Consider the following 15,317-nt stretch of genomic DNA (forward strand, 5'->3'; position numbering starts at 1 on the left):
CCGCTGTTCGCGTATGGTCGAAAGCGGAGGGGAGTATTCCTCTCCGCTTTTTTCGTCCCGCCTGGTGTCAGTGGGAGCTCTCGCGGATCATTTCCTGGAAGAGGAGTCGTGCCATGCAGCGTCGTCATTTCCTTGGTCTGTTGGGGCTCGGTGGCTTGTCCGGTCTGGCGCCGGGGCTGGCCAATGCACGTCCAAAGCCGGATCTGTCCCCGGCGTCGGGACTCGAGACGCTCGAGCTAAGCGAGGTCGAATGGCGGGAAAGGCTAACCGAGGAACGGTTCGAGATACTGCGGAAGGGAGGCACCGAGCCGGCCTTTTCGAGTCCGCTGGACAAGGAGACCCGGAAGGGCGTCTATCATTGCGCCGGCTGCGATCTGCCGCTGTTCGAGAGTGCCATGAAATATGATTCCGGTACCGGCTGGCCGAGTTTCTTTACGCATATCGAAGGGCATCTACTCACTGAACTCGACCTGGTGCTGCTGATACCGCGCACCGAGTATCATTGTGCCCGATGCGGCGGCCACCAGGGCCACCTCTTCGATGATGGCCCCGACCCAACCGGACTGCGTTGGTGCAACAATGGATTGGCGTTGCGCTTTGTGCCGGCTTAGAGAAGCCCTTGCTTGCGCGCGCGCCGCTCAGTCTATAGAATGCTTGCGCCCGCTCGTCCTGCGAGCGGGCATCGTATATTCGAGAATCACCTCCTTGCTTCCCCTGGGGTGCAACAACGCCTCCACCGGAAGCTGCCAAACCGCAAGGAGAATCCATGCGTCATTATGAGATCGTCTTCATGGTCCATCCGGACCAGAGCGAGCAGGTTCCCGCGATGGTCGAGCGCTATACCGGCATCGTCACCGAGAACGGCGGAACTGTGCATCGTCTCGAGGATTGGGGTCGCCGCCACATGGCCTACCCGATCAACAAGATCCACAAGGCTCACTACGTGCTGATGAACGTCGAGTGCAGCGGCGAGACTCTCGAGGAAATCGAGAACATCTTCCGTTTCAACGATGCCATCATTCGCAGCCTGGTGGTGCGCTGCAAGGAAGCCATCACCGAAGCTTCTCCGATGATGAAGCCGGCCGAGGACAAGCGCGCGCGTCGCGACGAAAAGCCGCGCACCGCCGAGTCCGCCTGAGCCCAACCGTCGCACGTTTGAAGGAGTCTTTACATGGCACGCTTTTTCCGTCGCCGTAAGTTTTGCCGTTTCACCGCCGAAGGTGTGAAGCAGATCGATTACAAGGATCTGGACACGCTCAAGGCCTACGTCACCGAGACCGGCAAGATCGTTCCCAGCCGTATCACCGGTACCAAGGCTCGCTACCAGCGTCAGCTGTCTACCGCTATCAAGCGGGCACGCTACCTGGCACTGCTGCCTTACACCGATAGCCACCAGTAAGCTACTGACCCGATGCTGCCTGTCGCTCGATGGCTGATGCAGGGGCTGCCCCAGGCGACAATCGGGGCGGCCGTTGGCACTCTGGTGCCTTGGTTGTTCTGGCTGGGGGCCGCCATTGCGGCACTGGTCACGCTGCGCAGAGGGTTGTCGTCGGCCCTGCCGGTGATCGTTGCCGCGGCCTTGCCGGCGGGATGGTGGTGGAGCCAGGGGGATGTGATTCCCTTGTCCAGCGTCTTGCTGGTGACGCTCATGGCAGTGGTGCTGCGCTCCCGGATGCGCTGGAGCGAGGCCTTGATCATCGGAGCCCTGGGAGGGGCGCTGATGATTCAGTCGGGGATCTTCCTGCCACCCGGCGGCGTCGAGCCCTTGCTGGAGCAATTGCGCCAGGGCGCGCCGGAGATCGCGGCGATGCTCGACGACATGGCCAGTCAGGGCGTGGACACCAGGCAACTCGCCAATCTGCTGATCGGTGGTGTCACCGGCTTGGTGGTGCTGCTGGTAGCGGTGGGATGTCTGGCGCTGGCCAGGGCCTGGCAGGCCGGGCTCTATAACCCCGGTGGCTTTCGCGAGGAGTTTCATGCCCTGCGGCTGGCACCTCGTGAGCTACTGGTGCTGCTCGGGATCGGCCTGGTCGGTCTGGTGCTCAACCTGCCCGGGTTGGGCATGCTGGTCTGGGTTCCGCTGCTGGTGGCCGGTATCGCGTTGGTACACGGTTTTATTGGATTGAAGGGAATGCATGGGCTGTGGTTAGGCATCTTTTATGTGCTGCTGATCTTCACCTGGCCCATGATTCTCATCGTGCTGCTCGTGGCCCTGCTGGATTCGTTCGCGGATTTCCGTGCACGACTCGGCCGCGGCAACTGACAAGAGGTTAACGAGATGGAAGTCATTCTGCTCGACAAGATTGGCAAGCTGGGCGGTCTGGGTGACCAGGTCAACGTCAAGCCCGGTTATGGCCGCAACTACCTGGTGCCCTACGGCCTCGCCGTGCCGGCCACCAAGGATAACATCGAGGCTTTCGAAGCCCAGCGTGCCGAGCTCGAGGCCGAAGCGGCCGAGCGCAAGGCCGAGGCCGAGGCTCGCGCTGAACAGCTCAACGACATCGAACTGTCGCTGGTCGCCAAGAGCGGTGACGAAGGCAAGCTGTTCGGTTCCATTGGTCCGCGTGATCTGGCCGAGGCGATCTCCTCTGCCGGCATCGAAGTGGCCAAGAGCGAAGTTCGCATGCCGCAGGGGCCGATTCGCCAGACCGGCGAATACGACATCGACCTGCACCTGCATGCCGAAGTCGACGCCACCGTACGTATCGTGGTGGTAGGCGAGTAAGCCGACCAGCGCGACGTCCATGTGGATGTCCAGGGGGCGCGAGGGCTATCCTCGCGCCCCTTTTTTGGCTCCCTTTTTTGACTGTTTTTTGATCGCTTGTGTGTTGCCACCAGGGCATGGGGTCGTCTTTCCCCTTCGGGTAGAATGGTGGCGCCGATTTCGCCAAGGGCCTCGCTGTCATGAATGAACCCCTCGAGCTCGACAAGGAAACCGCGGCGCTCAAGGTGCCGCCTCATTCGCTGGAGGCCGAACAGTCGGTGCTCGGCGGTCTTATGCTCGATAACGCGGCCTGGGACAATGTCGCCGATCGTCTGGTGGCGGATGATTTCTACCGCTATGAGCATCGTCTGGTCTTCAACGTCATGGGCCAACTCGCCGAAGGGGCCCGTCCGATGGACGTGGTGACGCTGTCGGAGGCACTGGAAGGTCGCGATCAACTGGATACCGTGGGTGGTCTGGCCTATCTGGCGGAGCTGGCGCGCAATACGCCCTCGGCGAGCAATATTCGCGCCTATGCCGATATCGTTCGCGAGCGGGCCACCCTGCGCAAGCTGATCCGTGCCGCCAATCAGGTGGCGGAAAGCGCCTTCGCGCCCCAGGGGCGTCCCGCCGATGAGCTGGTCAACGAAGCCGAGCGGCTGGTCTTCCAGATTAGCGAGGAGCGGCCGAAGTCCGGCGGTCCCATTGGCATGAGCGACCTGCTGGCCAAGGCCGTGGATCGTATCGATGAACTGTTCAACATGCAGGGCGAGATGACCGGGTTGTCCACCGGCTTCCGCGATCTCGACGACATGACCTCCGGCCTGCAGCCTTCCGATCTAGTGATCATTGCCGGGCGCCCCTCAATGGGCAAGACCACCTTCGCCATGAACCTGGTTGAACATGCGGTGATCTCCAGCGACCAGCCAGTGATGGTGTTTTCCATGGAGATGCCCGCGGAGTCATTGATGCTGAGGATGCTGTCGTCGCTCGGCCGCATCGACCAGACACGGGTGCGTACCGGTCAACTGGAAGACGAAGACTGGCCACGGCTCACCTCGGCGGTCAACCTGCTCAAGGACAAGCAACTCTTCATCGACGACACGGCGGCCCTATCCCCCAACGAGATGCGCTCGCGCATCCGGCGGGTGGTGCGTGAGCATGGCAACCTGTCGTTGATCATGATCGACTACCTGCAATTGATGCAGATCCCCGGTTTCTCCGAGAACCGTACCGGCGAGATTTCGGAGATATCGCGTTCGATGAAAGGGCTGGCCAAGGAGTTCGGCTGTCCGGTGGTCTGTCTCTCCCAGCTCAACCGCTCCCTGGAGCAGCGGCCCAACAAGCGTCCGGTGATGTCGGACCTGCGAGAGTCGGGCGCCATCGAGCAGGATGCCGATATCATTGGCTTCGTCTATCGCGATGAGGTCTACAATCCAGATAATCCGGACAATCAGGGATTGGCGGAATTCATCATCGGCAAGCAGCGTAATGGTCCCATCGGCACGGTGCACATGGCCTTTATCGGCAAGTACACGCGTTTTGAGGATCTCGCACCCGACAGCTATGGGGGCGGGTTCGGCGAGTGAGTCGCGACGCTTGAGCCGACGGGCGAGCCCCGTATAATCCGACCCCCTCAACAGCATACTGGAGAAGCACCATGGCAGGCGGATTCCGGCGCGGCAATCGTCGTCGCGCTCCGAAACTCGAGGCGCGTGGCGAACTGCAATCGGTGGAACGGGAAGGGCCGTTCAAGGAATGGCTGGGTATGCCCGATCTGTATCGCTACCAGCTGGTAGTGGATGGCGAGCATTACAGCTATCAGACCGAGGATGCCGAGCTGCCCGTCGCGATCGGCGACCGGGTGGTGTTGCGCTACAAGGAGACCAAGGCCGGCAATTGGGTCGACCGCAACTCTCTGGGCAAGGCCATCGACCCCTCTGAATACCAGTAAGGGAACCCCTGGACCCGCCATCAGTCACAGAGGCGACACGGGTCGGTCATCCGGTTGTCATGCGATATCCCCAATCTGGAGCCGATCCACTCAAGCCGACTCCCTGATGGAGGGACTCATGGAACTCAACGACCTCGAGGCCTTCGTGGCCCAGCACGACAACTTCGAAATCCGCGTGATCGGTCATGCGGGCAATCGGTTCTACCAGATGGAACTCGAGGATGTGGAAGGGCGGCGACACATGCTGACCCGTGCCGGTAAGCCGGTACTGTTTCGGACACTGGACGATGTCTACCTGGAGCTCAAACGCGCCGACATTCATCGCGCCTATCTGGTGGAGCAGGTGCCCGAGGACGAGATGATTGGCCACCGGGCTCGCTATCATGATCCGCTGAATGCACGCATGCCACTGGCCTTCTGAGCTGACTCGGCAACCATCCGTATCACATCCCGCCCATCCTGATTTCCTGACCGCTACATTCGGCTCCGACCCTGGCGAGCCGATATTGCCTCTCTTGCCATTTCCCGCATGAACGGACGCAATGATCGTCGGGCCTTCAGTGCATGGGCCTCGGTGGAAGCTGTCGCTGGCGTAGTCGTCACCGCTCGCTGCCTCTTCTTGGTCAACTCTTGTACAAATTGAATTAATAGTATAACTCTATTCCGCCGCCTGAAGCGCCGATGGTATCCTTGTGCTCCGCCCGTGGCCCCGCAACAGGAGACTTCGACATGGCAGCTTCCGAGGAAATGGCGTCCTTGCTTCAGACGCCTGATGGGCATCCCGAGCCGGTCGGCGGCAAGGTCGGCGTGGTATTGGCCAATCTCGGAACCCCGGATGCGACCGACTACTGGTCGGTGCGGCGCTATCTCAGTGAATTTCTCTCTGATCGTCGTGTCGTCGACTACTCGCCCTGGCTGTGGCAGCCTCTACTGCAACTGGTGATCCTCAGCCGTCGTCCCTTCGCGTCCGGCAAGGCCTATCGCGGCATCTGGAACCGGGAAAGGGACGAGAGTCCCTTGCTGACCATCACCCGCGAGCAGACCGACAAGCTCGCCGTGGCGCTCGAGGGTACCTATGGGGAGCGGCTCGAAGTGGCGTTCTGCATGCGCTACGGCAATCCGTCGACCGAGAGCGTGCTGAAACGCCTGCAGGCCAATGGCTGCGAGCGAATCCTGTTCTTTCCGCTGTATCCTCAGTACGGCTCGCCGACGACCGCGACGGCCAACGATCAGGCCTTCCGGACCCTGATGAAGCTCAAGTGGCAGCCGGCGATTCGGACCGTACCGGCCTATTTCGATCATCCGGCCTATCTCGAGGCCCTGAGTGCCACGGTGCGCGAGGCCTATGCCGCCGCCACGACTCGTCCCGAAGTGCTGGTGGCCTCCTACCATGGCGTCCCCAAGCGCTTTCTCGACGAAGGCGATCCTTATTACTGCCACTGTCGCAAGACCACGAGGCTGTTGCAGGAGCAACTGGGGCTGGATGACGAGTCCATCGTCACCACCTTCCAGTCGAAGTTCGGACCCGAGCAGTGGCTGGGGCCCGCCACCGTGGAACATGTCGCCGAATTGGCTCGCCAAGGCATCCGACACATCGCCGTGGTGTCGCCAGCCTTCTCTGCCGATTGCGTGGAGACCCTGGAGGAGATCGAAGAGGAAATTCGCGGCGCCTTTCTCGATGCCGGTGGCGAGGCCTTCACCTATGTACCGTGTCTCAATGCCCGTGACGACCATATCCAGGCACTGACGGCCATCGTCGAAAGAGAACTCGCCGGCTGGCTATGATCCAGCGCCGCTCGGGGCCATCATGGGCCCCTTAGTCATGCCCTGCATCCGAGTGGTGTGGCACTGGTTTCTTCCCGACTTCCTCGTCCCGTAGCTCGGCCGGCTGACCCTGCGTCTTGTCCACGCGCTTGAGCTGCTGGTGCAGGCCCGTCTTGGCCAATAGATGGGCGCTGACCGGCGCGGTGATGAACAGGAACAGAGTAATCAGCAGCTCCTGAATCACGGGGTAGTTGTCGACGATGCCGAAGTAGAGCATCGAGGCCACCAGGATGCAGCCAATACCCATGGTGGTGGCCTTGGTCGGCCCATGCAGGCGCATGTAGAAGTCCCGCAGGTGGGTCATGCCCAGCGAGCCGATGAAAATGAAGGCGCCACCGGCGATCAGGAAAAATGAAATCACGCCCTCTAGGATCACATAGATCGACATGCTGGCTTGCTCCCGCTATTCGATGATGTCGCCGCGCAACAGATATTTGCACACGGCCACGGTACTGATGAAACCGAGCATGGCGATCAGCAAGGCGGCCTCGAAATACGTCTTGGTATTGAGCCACAGCCCCATCAGCACGATCAGGGCGATGGAATTCACGTACATGGTATCCAGTGCCAGGATGCGGTCCGGCATGTCGGGCCCGACCGCCAGTCGGTAGGTGTTGAGCAGAATGGCGACCAGCACCAGAGCCAGGCTGATCTTCAGCGCGATATCTAGCATTCGTAGATCTCCTTGATCGGCCGCTCATAGCGCTCGCGGATCTGTTCGATGAGCGCTTCGTCATCTCCCACATCCAGCGCGTGGATCAGCAGGGTCTTGCCATCCATGCGCAGGTTGGCCGATACCGTCCCCGGCGTCAGGCTGATGGTGTTGGCCAGCAGGGTGATGGTGAAACGTTCCTGCAGCATCAGTGGATATTCCACGAAGTGCGGGCGCGTGCGTCGCCAGGGATTGATGATCAACCAGGCGACATGGAAGTTGGCGACGATGATGTCGCCCAGCACGCGAAGCACGAAGCGCAGCAGCAGGCCGGGCCGGCGGATATGTGGCTGAACATCCCAGAAACGGTAGGTGTACAGCGGGATGACCACTGCCAGGACGCTGCCCAGCAGGATGTGGCCCGGCGACAGGCTGCGTACCATCAACAGCCAGACCGCCAGCAGTAGCAGCGACAACAGGGGAATGGGAAGCCAGCGTCTCGGCTTGATCATTGGGCGCCTCCGTTGTCGGACAATAACGCGCTCACCAGGGCGTCGGGGTTGGCCAACTGGTCGGCGGTGGCCCGGGTGTAGTCACTGACCGGTCCGGCCAGTGCCACCAGCAGTGGCGAGCTGGCGAGTAGCAGACTCACGCCGATCCATTGTTGACGAGGGAGTCGTTCACCGCCCGGTTCACCGTCGTTGCTGCGCCAGAACAGCGTCGATCCGGCCCGGGACAGAGCGATGATGGCGCACAGGCCACTGATCAGCAGGATGGGCCAGAGCCAGAGGCGTTGTCCGGCTTCGGCGGCATGCATCAACAGTGCCTTGCCGATGGCGCCAGACAGCGGGGGCAAGCCGGCCACGGCGGCCGCGCCGAGGAAGAACAGCCCCGCCAGGGCTCCACCCTGAATCAATGGGCGACCCTTGACGATGCGGGTACCCGCCTTGCCGCGCTGTTGGCCGATCATGTCTGCCAGCAGGAAGAGGCCGCCGGTCACCAGAGTGGTATGCACCAGGTAATAGAGCAGCGAGGCGGTGGCCTCGGGCGTGTTCATGCCGACCCCGGCGAGCAGGGTACCGACGGATACCAGCACCAGATAGGCAACCAGCAGTCGCAGGTCGCGGGCTGCCAGCACGCCGATGGTGGCGGCGACCAGGGTGGCGAGTGCCAGCCACCACACCCAGGGCTGCTCGAGCGAAGAGAGCTCGCCGGCATTCTGGCCGAAGATCAGCGAGTAGACCCGCAGGATGGCATAGATACCGACCTTGGTCATGATGGCGAACAGCGCCGCCACCGGCGCCGGGGCGGCGGCATAGGCTCGCGGCAGCCAGAAGTAGAGTGGCAGGATGGCGGCCTTGAGGCCGAAGACCACCAGCAGCAGCAGAGCGCCGGCGGTGACCAGCCCGCTGCGTTCGGCGGGCAGTTCGCCCAGTCGTGCCGCCATGTCGGCCATGTTGAGGGTGCCGGTGGCGCCATAGAGCACGCCTACGGCGATCAGGAACAGCGCCGAGCCGGCCAGGTTGAGCACTACATAATGCACGGCCGATTGAATGCGGGACTTGCCGCCGCCATGCAGCAGCAGGGCATAGGACGCCAGCAGCAGTACTTCGAAGAAGACGAAGAGGTTGAACAGGTCGCCGGTCAGGAAGGCACCGTTGATGCCCATCAACTGGAGCTGGAAGAGCCCGTGGAAGTTACTGCCTTTCTCGTCGTCACCTCCGCAGGCAAAGATCACGCAACCGATCGCCAGCACCGAGGTAAGCAGCACCATCAGGGCCGAGAGCCGGTCCAGCACTAGCACGATGCCGAAGGGCGGCTGCCAGCCGCCGAGAGCGTAGTAGGTGATCTCACCCTCGGCAGCATGTCGCAGCAGGACCAGGGAAATGACAGCGAGTGCCAGGGTGGCGATAACGCTCGCGACGCGCTTGAAACCTGGGCTGCCGAAGCGCGAGCGTAACAGCACGACGCCCATGGCGAGTGGCAGGACAATGGGCAGGACGATCAAATGCGGCATCACCGGCGCGTCTCCTCTCGATCCTCATGTTTCCGGCCATCGACATGGTCGTTGCCCATGTCGCCCCGGGCACGCATGGCCAGGATGACCGCGAAGGCGGTCATGGCGAAACCAATGACGATGGCCGTCAGCACCAGGGCCTGGGGGAGCGGGTCGGCATAGTTGCCATCGCCGTTGACGACGGCGGCGCCGTCGGTGGTCAGCCCGCCCATGGAGAACAGGAAGAGATTGACTGCATAGGACAACAGGGTCAGGCCGACCACCACGGGAAAGGTTCTGCCCCGTAGTGTCAAATAGAGACCACAGGCACTGAGCACGCCGGTGGTGAGGGCATAGAGGCTTTCCATCAACTCGTCTCCTCGCTGGGGGCGGCGGTGTCGCTGTCCTTGGTTGGTCGGTGGGGTGTGGTCAGCTTGCCGAGGTTGGCCAGGATCATCAGCGTTGCACCGACCACGGCCAGGTAGACGCCGAGATCGAAGATCATGGCTGTGGCCAGCTCGAAATCGCCAACCACCGGCAGGTGGAAGTGGCCGAAGGACGACGTCAGGAAGGGATGACCGAACAGCCAGCTACCGGCGCCGGTCAGGGTGGCCAGGCCGACCCCGGCGATGGCGACAGGCTGGTATTGGAAGTCCAGGCGAGCCTGGGCCCACTCCACGCCTCGGGCCATGTAGAGCAGAATCAGGGCTACGGCGGTGATCAGGCCGGCGATGAAGCCACCACCGGGCAGGTTATGCCCGCGCAGGAAGATGAATACAGAGACCAACAGGGCCAGCGGCAGCAACGCCTGGGAGATGGTGGTCAGGATCATCGGATAACGATCTGGTGACCAGAGCCGGCCCTCTGAATCACTGTGCGGCATGAACAGGCGCAGGCGGTTGAGCAGTTTCAGGATGGCCAGGCCGGCGATGGCCAGGACGGTGATCTCGCCCAGGGTATCGAAGCCACGGAAGTCGACCAGGATGACGTTGACCACGTTATGGCCGCCGCCGCCCGGCACGCTGTTGTCGATGAAGAAGCCGGATATGCTGGCGTTGTCTCGGGTCAGGACGGCGTAATTGAGGCTGGCGATGACCATGCCCAGTGCCGAAGCCAGCGCGACATCGCGAAGGTTGCGCGGCATCGAGGATTCGCGTGGTGTCTTCTGGGGCAGGAAGAACAGCGCCAGCATTAGCAGGATCATGGTCACCACTTCCACCGAGAGCTGGGTCAGGGCCAGGTCAGGGGCGGAGAAGCGGGCGAAGGTCAGCGAGACCAGCAGCCCCACCATCGACAGCATCAGCAGCGAGATCAGGCGATAGCGATGGGTGGCTACCGTGGCGATACCGCTGAACATCAGCAGGATAGCGCCGGTCAGCAGCACTCCATCGATATCGCTGGCGGGCTGGTCCCCGGCGAGGCTTGGCATCATGAACAGCCCCAGGCCGCCCAGTACCAATGCGGTGCACAGCAGCAGGCTCATGTAGCGCTGCAGTGAGGCGTTGTCGAAGCGTCCGAGCAGTGTCTCGGCATACCGGCCGACGTACTGTACCGAACCTTCGAACACCAGGCGTGCATCCACCGGCTTGAAACCCTTGTGGAAGCGCCGCAGGTAACGGTGTCCCACATAGGTGCCGATCCCGGCGACCAGGGCGATCAGGCTCATCAGCAGCGGCAGGTTGACGCCATGCCAGATGGCCAGGTGGAACTCCATGGGTTCGCCGAGCACCGCCTGGGTAGCCAGGTCGAGAAGGCCGCCGGCCAGCGGCGAGGGCAGCAGCCCTACCAGGATGCAGAGCACTGCCAGCAGTTCGACTGGCGCCCGCATCAGGCGAGGGGGCTCGTGAGGTGACTTGGGCGGCGCTTCACGGGCGGGCTTGAAGAAGACGGCATACACCAGGCGCAGCGAGTAGGCCACCGACAGGATGCCGCCCAGCGTGGCCAGTACCGGCAGCAGCCAACTGATGCCGCCGAGCATGCCGGTGTCGGCAGCACTGGTGAAGAACATTTCCTTGGAGATGAAGCCGTTGAGCAAGGGAACCCCGGCCATGGCCGCCGCGAGGATCGAGGTCAGCAGGGCGGTGACCGGCATGGCCCGGCGCAGGCCGCCGAGGCGCGAGAGTTCTCGGGTGCCGGTTTCGTGGTCGATGATGCCGGCACACATGAACAGCGCCGCCTTGAAGGTGGCGTGATTGAGAATGTGGAACAGGGCGGCCAGCACCGCCATGGGCGTGCCGATACCCAGCAGGGCGGTGATCAGGCCCAGGTGACTGACCGTGGAAAAGGCCAGGATGCCCTTGAGGTCGGTCTTCACCAAGGCGAACCAGGCGCCGTAGATCAGCGTCGTCATGCCGACCAGGGTAACCACCAGGGTCCAGAGCTCGCTGCCGGCAATGGCCGGATGGAGGCGGGCCATCAACAGGATTCCTGCCTTGACCATGGTGGCGGAGTGCAGATAGGCCGAGACCGGTGTGGGCGCGGCCATGGCATGGGGCAGCCAGAAATGGAACGGAAACTGGGCCGACTTGGCGAAGGCGCCGAGCAGTATCAGGCCCAATGCCAGCGGATAGCGGTCATCGGCCAGGATAGTGTCGCCACTGGCCAATACCTGGTTCATGTCGAAGCTGCCGACCATGTCGCCGAGCAGCAGCAGCCCGGCCAGCAAGGCCAGGCCGCCGGCGCCAGTGACCGCCAGTGCCATGCGCGCGCCCTTGCGGGCGTCGCTGCGATGTGACCAGAAGCCGATCAGCAGGAAGGACGACAGGCTGGTGAGCTCCCAGAACATCCACAGCAACAGCAGGTTGTCGGCCATGGCGATGCCGACCATGGATGACATGAACAGGATCAGATAGGCGTAGAAACGCCCATAGGGTTCCTCGGGCGCCAGGTAGTAATGGGCATAGAGCAGAATCAACAGGCCGATGCCCAGGATCAGCAGATTGAAGAGCACCGACAGGCCATCCAGCCTGAAGGCGAGTTCCATCCCCAGCGCAGGCACCCAGTCGACGGCGAAGCGCAGCGTCTCTCCATCGGCGAGGGCGGGAATCTGTGCCAGGGTCAGCAACAGGGCCACGGCCGGCAGCAGTGCTGTTATCAGCGAGCAGGCCGGGCGTTCGAGGCGTGCACCGAACGCCGGTACCAGCACGCCGATAAGGGGAAACAGCGCTATCCAGAGCAATGTCATCGATCGGTCATCCTGCGCGTTTGCTTGAGGCCAAGGGTTCTGTCCCGAGGGAACGATCGACGACAAGCGCTGGGCTGCGCGTCCATCCCTGGGGAAACAGGCCCATCAATGGCATTTGCTCTCTACTCTAACGCAAAATGGACGCGTCTTGCCCTCTCTCTTGCTTGCGATCTGGAAGCGCTCTAGAGTCGGGGCTCGTTCGGCGGGCAAGGCCGGTCGGCCATGCTATGGAGGGCAATATGCAACTGGCGATACTGGCAGGCTTTGTGGCAGCAGGGCTGGCGCCGCTGCTCCACCGTTGGTTCGGGGCCAAGACGCCTCTGCTGATGGCTGTATTGCCGGCGGCCTTTGCCGTGTGGCTGGCGACTCTGTGGCCGTCCCTCGCCGATGGCAAGTCGCTCCTGCTGGAGTGGGCCTGGGTGCCAGGGCTGGATATCACGCTGACCTTCCTGATCGATGGCCTTTCCTGGCTGTTCGCCATGCTGATCACCGTGATTGGTGCACTGGTGCTGGTCTATACGGGCGAGTACCTGAAAGGCGAGCGCGATTTGCCGCGTTTTCTGGTGGTGATAACCGCCTTCATGATGTCGATGCTGGGCCTGGTGCTGGCCGATAATCTGGTGGCATTGTTCGTCTTCTGGGAACTCACCAGTATCACGTCTTACCTGTTGATCGGTTTTCATCATACCGATCCCGTGGCTCGAAAGTCGGCGCAGCAGGGACTCTTCGTCACCGTCGGGGGTGGGTTGGCGTTGTTGGCGGGCTTCGTCATGCTGGCCCAGGCCGGCGATAGCTGGTCGCTGGCCGTGCTCACCGAGCGCGGCGAACAACTCACCGGGCACGCTCTCTACACGCCATTGCTGATCTGCGTCTTGATTGGCGCCTTTACCAAGTCGGCCCAGTTTCCGTTCCATTTCTGGCTCCCCAATGCCATGGCCGCGCCCACGCCGGTCTCGGCCTATCTGCACTCCGCCACCATGGTCAAGGCCGGGGTCTATCTGCTGGCGCGCCTGCACCCGGCCCTGGGGGGAACCGAGCCCTGGGAGATGACACTGTCGCTGGTGGGGGCAGTGACCATGCTGACCGGCGCCTTCCTGGCCATACGTAACACCAACATCAAGAAACTCCTTGCCTACTCCACGGTGATGGCACTGGGCACCCTGACCATGCTGCTGGGGATCGGCACCGAAGGGGCGTTGATCGCCTTCGTTACCTTCCTGCTGGCCCATTCGCTGTACAAGGGCGCGTTGTTCATGGTGGCCGGGATTCTCGATCACGAGACCGGCACCAAGGATGTCACTGCCATGGGCGGCTTGTGGCGCGTGATGCCGAGAACCGCGCTGGTGGCCTGTGTGGCGTCGCTGTCGCTGGCTGGTTTGCCTCCGCTATTGGGATTCATCGGCAAGGAGTTGATGCTGACATCGGTCCTGGCAACCGATCACTATGGCGGCTTGATCCTGCTGCTGGCCTTCACCGGGGCCTTCTTGACGCTCGCGGTGGCGGCCATCGTGGCGCTGAAGCCGTTCTTCGGGCTGAGGCGCGATACGCCCAATACGCCTCATGAGTCTCCCGCCGGCATGCTCGTCGGTCCGGCCTTGCTGGCCGTGCTCTCCCTGTTGTTCGGCCTGGCGCCCGGCATGCTCGACTCCCTGGTGGAGACCACCGTGAGCGGCCTGGGCGTCGTCGAGCCGGGCGTGCATCTGACACTCTGGCATGGCATCAACCTGCCGCTTTTGCTGTCGGTCGCCAGCCTGGTGCTGGGGTCGCTGGTCTTCCGCTACTGGGATGGCATTCGGGGGCGGCTGGCGCTGCTCGATCCGCTCATTCATCGCGGCCCCGAACATGGCTACGAGATGCTGATGGCCGGCATGGTGCGCTTCGCCGAGTGGCAGACCCGTTTCCTCCAGAATGGCTATGTCCGCAATTATCTGGTCATGACGCTGCTGGTGCTGCTGGGCCTGGTGGGCCATGCGCTGCTCGTTCGTCATCCCCTGGAGATCGGTTTCTCGGTCGATGCCTACTTCCACGAGGTGGTGGTGGCGGGGCTGATGATTGCCGGCGCTCTGGCGTCTTGCGTGATGCGTTCGCGGCTGGCCGCCGTGGCCGCCGTCGGCATCATGGGGTTTTCCATTGCCTTGATCTTCGTGCTGTTCAGTGCCCCGGACCTGGCGATCACGCAATTGCTGGTGGAGACCCTGACCGTGGTGCTGCTGGTGCTGGTGCTCTTCCGTCTGCCGCGCTTCGCAACGCTGTCCACGCCGAAAGAGCGTTGGCGCGACCTGGTGGTGGCGGGCAGCTTTGGCACGCTGATGACGCTGTTGATGCTGTCGGTACTGAATGGGGACCAGTTGTCGCGTATCTCCGATTACATGGTGAGCAACAGCCAGCCGCTGGGACATGGCCACAACATCGTCAACGTCATTCTGGTGGACTTCCGGGCGCTCGATACGCTGGGTGAAATGTTCGTGCTGGCGCTGGCCTCGATCGGTGTTCATGCGATGCTGCGTTTTCATGCCGCCGAGCATGATGCCAGCCACGGTCTGAGCGGAAGGAGGGAAGACCATGGTTAGATCGGGCACCCTGATTCTCAATGTGGCGGCGCGCCTGCTGCTGCCCCTGCAACTGTTGTTCTCCGTGTTCCTGCTGTTGCGCGGCCATGACGAACCGGGCGGTGGCTTCATCGCTGGCCTGGTGGCTTCCGGCGCCTTCACGCTCTATTTCTTCGCCTATGGACGCAATGCCCTGGGCGAGATGCTCAAGGTGTCTCCCCGCGATCTGGTGGCCATGGGACTGCTGTTCGGCATGCTCTCGACCTTGCCGGCCTGGTGGGCCGGGGAGCCCTTCTTCACCGCCCAGTGGTGGACGGTTCCGGTGCTCGGCATCAAGGCGTCCACGCCACTGATCTTCGATATTGGCGTCTATCTGGCGGTCGTCGGCTCGGTACTGACGGCCATCACCGCCCTGATCGACACGGATCACGTCGACGAATCGGGAGACTGAGGA

The 15,317-nt window shown here is 62.5% G+C and carries 17 protein-coding genes; 11 read left to right on the forward strand and 6 right to left on the reverse strand.

Annotated features, from left to right (window positions below; all coding sequences use genetic code 11):
- The first annotated feature begins 113 nt into the window (after positions 1-113).
- The 9 genes from msrB to hemH all read left to right on the forward strand — a co-directional run bounded on the left by msrB (position 114) and on the right by hemH (position 6,443).
- Complete coding sequence (gene msrB / locus FZZ93_RS07705; RefSeq protein ID WP_149321739.1) at positions 114-611, forward strand: peptide-methionine (R)-S-oxide reductase MsrB; 498 nt, start codon at positions 114-116, stop codon at positions 609-611.
- 155 nt (positions 612-766) lie between these two features.
- Positions 767-1,138, forward strand: coding sequence for a 30S ribosomal protein S6 (gene rpsF / locus FZZ93_RS07710; RefSeq protein ID WP_013333282.1), 372 nt, complete (start codon positions 767-769; stop codon positions 1,136-1,138).
- Positions 1,139-1,171: 33 nt separating this feature from the next.
- Complete coding sequence (gene rpsR, locus FZZ93_RS07715) at positions 1,172-1,399, forward strand: 30S ribosomal protein S18 (protein WP_013333281.1); 228 nt, start codon at positions 1,172-1,174, stop codon at positions 1,397-1,399.
- A gap of 12 nt (positions 1,400-1,411) precedes the next feature.
- Positions 1,412-2,263, forward strand: a complete 852-nt coding sequence (locus tag FZZ93_RS07720) for a hypothetical protein (protein WP_149321740.1) — start codon at positions 1,412-1,414, stop codon at positions 2,261-2,263.
- Between the two features lie 15 nt (positions 2,264-2,278).
- Complete coding sequence (gene rplI, locus FZZ93_RS07725; RefSeq protein WP_149321741.1) at positions 2,279-2,725, forward strand: 50S ribosomal protein L9; 447 nt, start codon at positions 2,279-2,281, stop codon at positions 2,723-2,725.
- A 179-nt stretch (positions 2,726-2,904) separates the two neighbouring features.
- Complete coding sequence (gene dnaB / locus FZZ93_RS07730; protein ID WP_149321742.1) at positions 2,905-4,293, forward strand: replicative DNA helicase; 1,389 nt, start codon at positions 2,905-2,907, stop codon at positions 4,291-4,293.
- Positions 4,294-4,364: 71 nt separating this feature from the next.
- Positions 4,365-4,658, forward strand: a complete 294-nt coding sequence (locus FZZ93_RS07735; RefSeq protein WP_149321743.1) for a hypothetical protein — start codon at positions 4,365-4,367, stop codon at positions 4,656-4,658.
- Between the two features lie 118 nt (positions 4,659-4,776).
- A complete protein-coding gene (locus FZZ93_RS07740) occupies positions 4,777-5,079 on the forward strand; it encodes a DUF6482 family protein (RefSeq protein WP_149321744.1) in 303 nt (100 codons plus the stop codon).
- A gap of 326 nt (positions 5,080-5,405) precedes the next feature.
- A complete protein-coding gene (hemH, locus tag FZZ93_RS07745; protein ID WP_246146156.1) occupies positions 5,406-6,443 on the forward strand; it encodes a ferrochelatase in 1,038 nt (345 codons plus the stop codon).
- 31 nt (positions 6,444-6,474) lie between these two features.
- On the opposite strand, the gene FZZ93_RS07750 is transcribed toward hemH, so the two are convergent.
- Genes FZZ93_RS07750 through FZZ93_RS07775 form a run of 6 tightly spaced genes read right to left on the reverse strand, consistent with a single transcriptional unit; the run spans position 6,475 to position 12,314 of the window.
- Positions 6,475-6,870, reverse strand: coding sequence for a Na+/H+ antiporter subunit G (locus FZZ93_RS07750; RefSeq protein ID WP_187774488.1), 396 nt, complete (start codon positions 6,868-6,870; stop codon positions 6,475-6,477).
- A 15-nt stretch (positions 6,871-6,885) separates the two neighbouring features.
- Positions 6,886-7,155, reverse strand: coding sequence for a K+/H+ antiporter subunit F (locus tag FZZ93_RS07755; protein ID WP_149321746.1), 270 nt, complete (start codon positions 7,153-7,155; stop codon positions 6,886-6,888).
- Positions 7,149-7,646 carry a Na+/H+ antiporter subunit E gene (locus FZZ93_RS07760; RefSeq protein ID WP_149321747.1) on the reverse strand — a complete coding sequence of 166 codons (498 nt, stop codon included), beginning with the start codon at positions 7,644-7,646 and terminating at the stop codon, positions 7,149-7,151. The genes FZZ93_RS07755 and FZZ93_RS07760 overlap by 7 nt, the downstream gene beginning before the upstream one ends.
- On the reverse strand, positions 7,643-9,154 hold the full coding sequence (locus FZZ93_RS07765) for a monovalent cation/H+ antiporter subunit D (protein ID WP_149321748.1): 1,512 nt from the start codon (positions 9,152-9,154) through the stop codon (positions 7,643-7,645). The genes FZZ93_RS07760 and FZZ93_RS07765 overlap by 4 nt, the downstream gene beginning before the upstream one ends.
- Positions 9,151-9,498 carry a Na+/H+ antiporter subunit C gene (locus FZZ93_RS07770; RefSeq protein ID WP_149321749.1) on the reverse strand — a complete coding sequence of 116 codons (348 nt, stop codon included), beginning with the start codon at positions 9,496-9,498 and terminating at the stop codon, positions 9,151-9,153. The genes FZZ93_RS07765 and FZZ93_RS07770 overlap by 4 nt, the downstream gene beginning before the upstream one ends.
- Positions 9,498-12,314: a monovalent cation/H+ antiporter subunit A gene (locus FZZ93_RS07775; RefSeq protein ID WP_149321750.1), complete on the reverse strand. Its 2,817-nt coding sequence runs from the start codon at positions 12,312-12,314 to the stop codon at positions 9,498-9,500. The genes FZZ93_RS07770 and FZZ93_RS07775 overlap by 1 nt, the downstream gene beginning before the upstream one ends.
- A 239-nt stretch (positions 12,315-12,553) precedes the next feature.
- Between FZZ93_RS07775 and FZZ93_RS07780 the strand changes: the two genes are divergently transcribed.
- Together FZZ93_RS07780 and FZZ93_RS07785 are read left to right on the forward strand one after the other, a co-directional pair.
- Positions 12,554-14,884 (forward strand): putative monovalent cation/H+ antiporter subunit A, encoded by a 2,331-nt coding sequence (locus FZZ93_RS07780; RefSeq protein ID WP_149321751.1) that lies wholly within the window; start codon positions 12,554-12,556, stop codon positions 14,882-14,884.
- Entirely contained in the window at positions 14,877-15,314 is a 438-nt protein-coding gene (locus FZZ93_RS07785) for a Na+/H+ antiporter subunit B (protein WP_149321752.1), read from the forward strand. Before FZZ93_RS07780 ends, FZZ93_RS07785 begins: the two co-directional genes overlap by 8 nt.
- Positions 15,315-15,317: the final 3 nt, after the last annotated feature.

It is taken from the genome of Halomonas eurihalina (assembly GCF_008274785.1).
Lineage (GTDB): Bacteria > Pseudomonadota > Gammaproteobacteria > Pseudomonadales > Halomonadaceae > Halomonas > Halomonas eurihalina.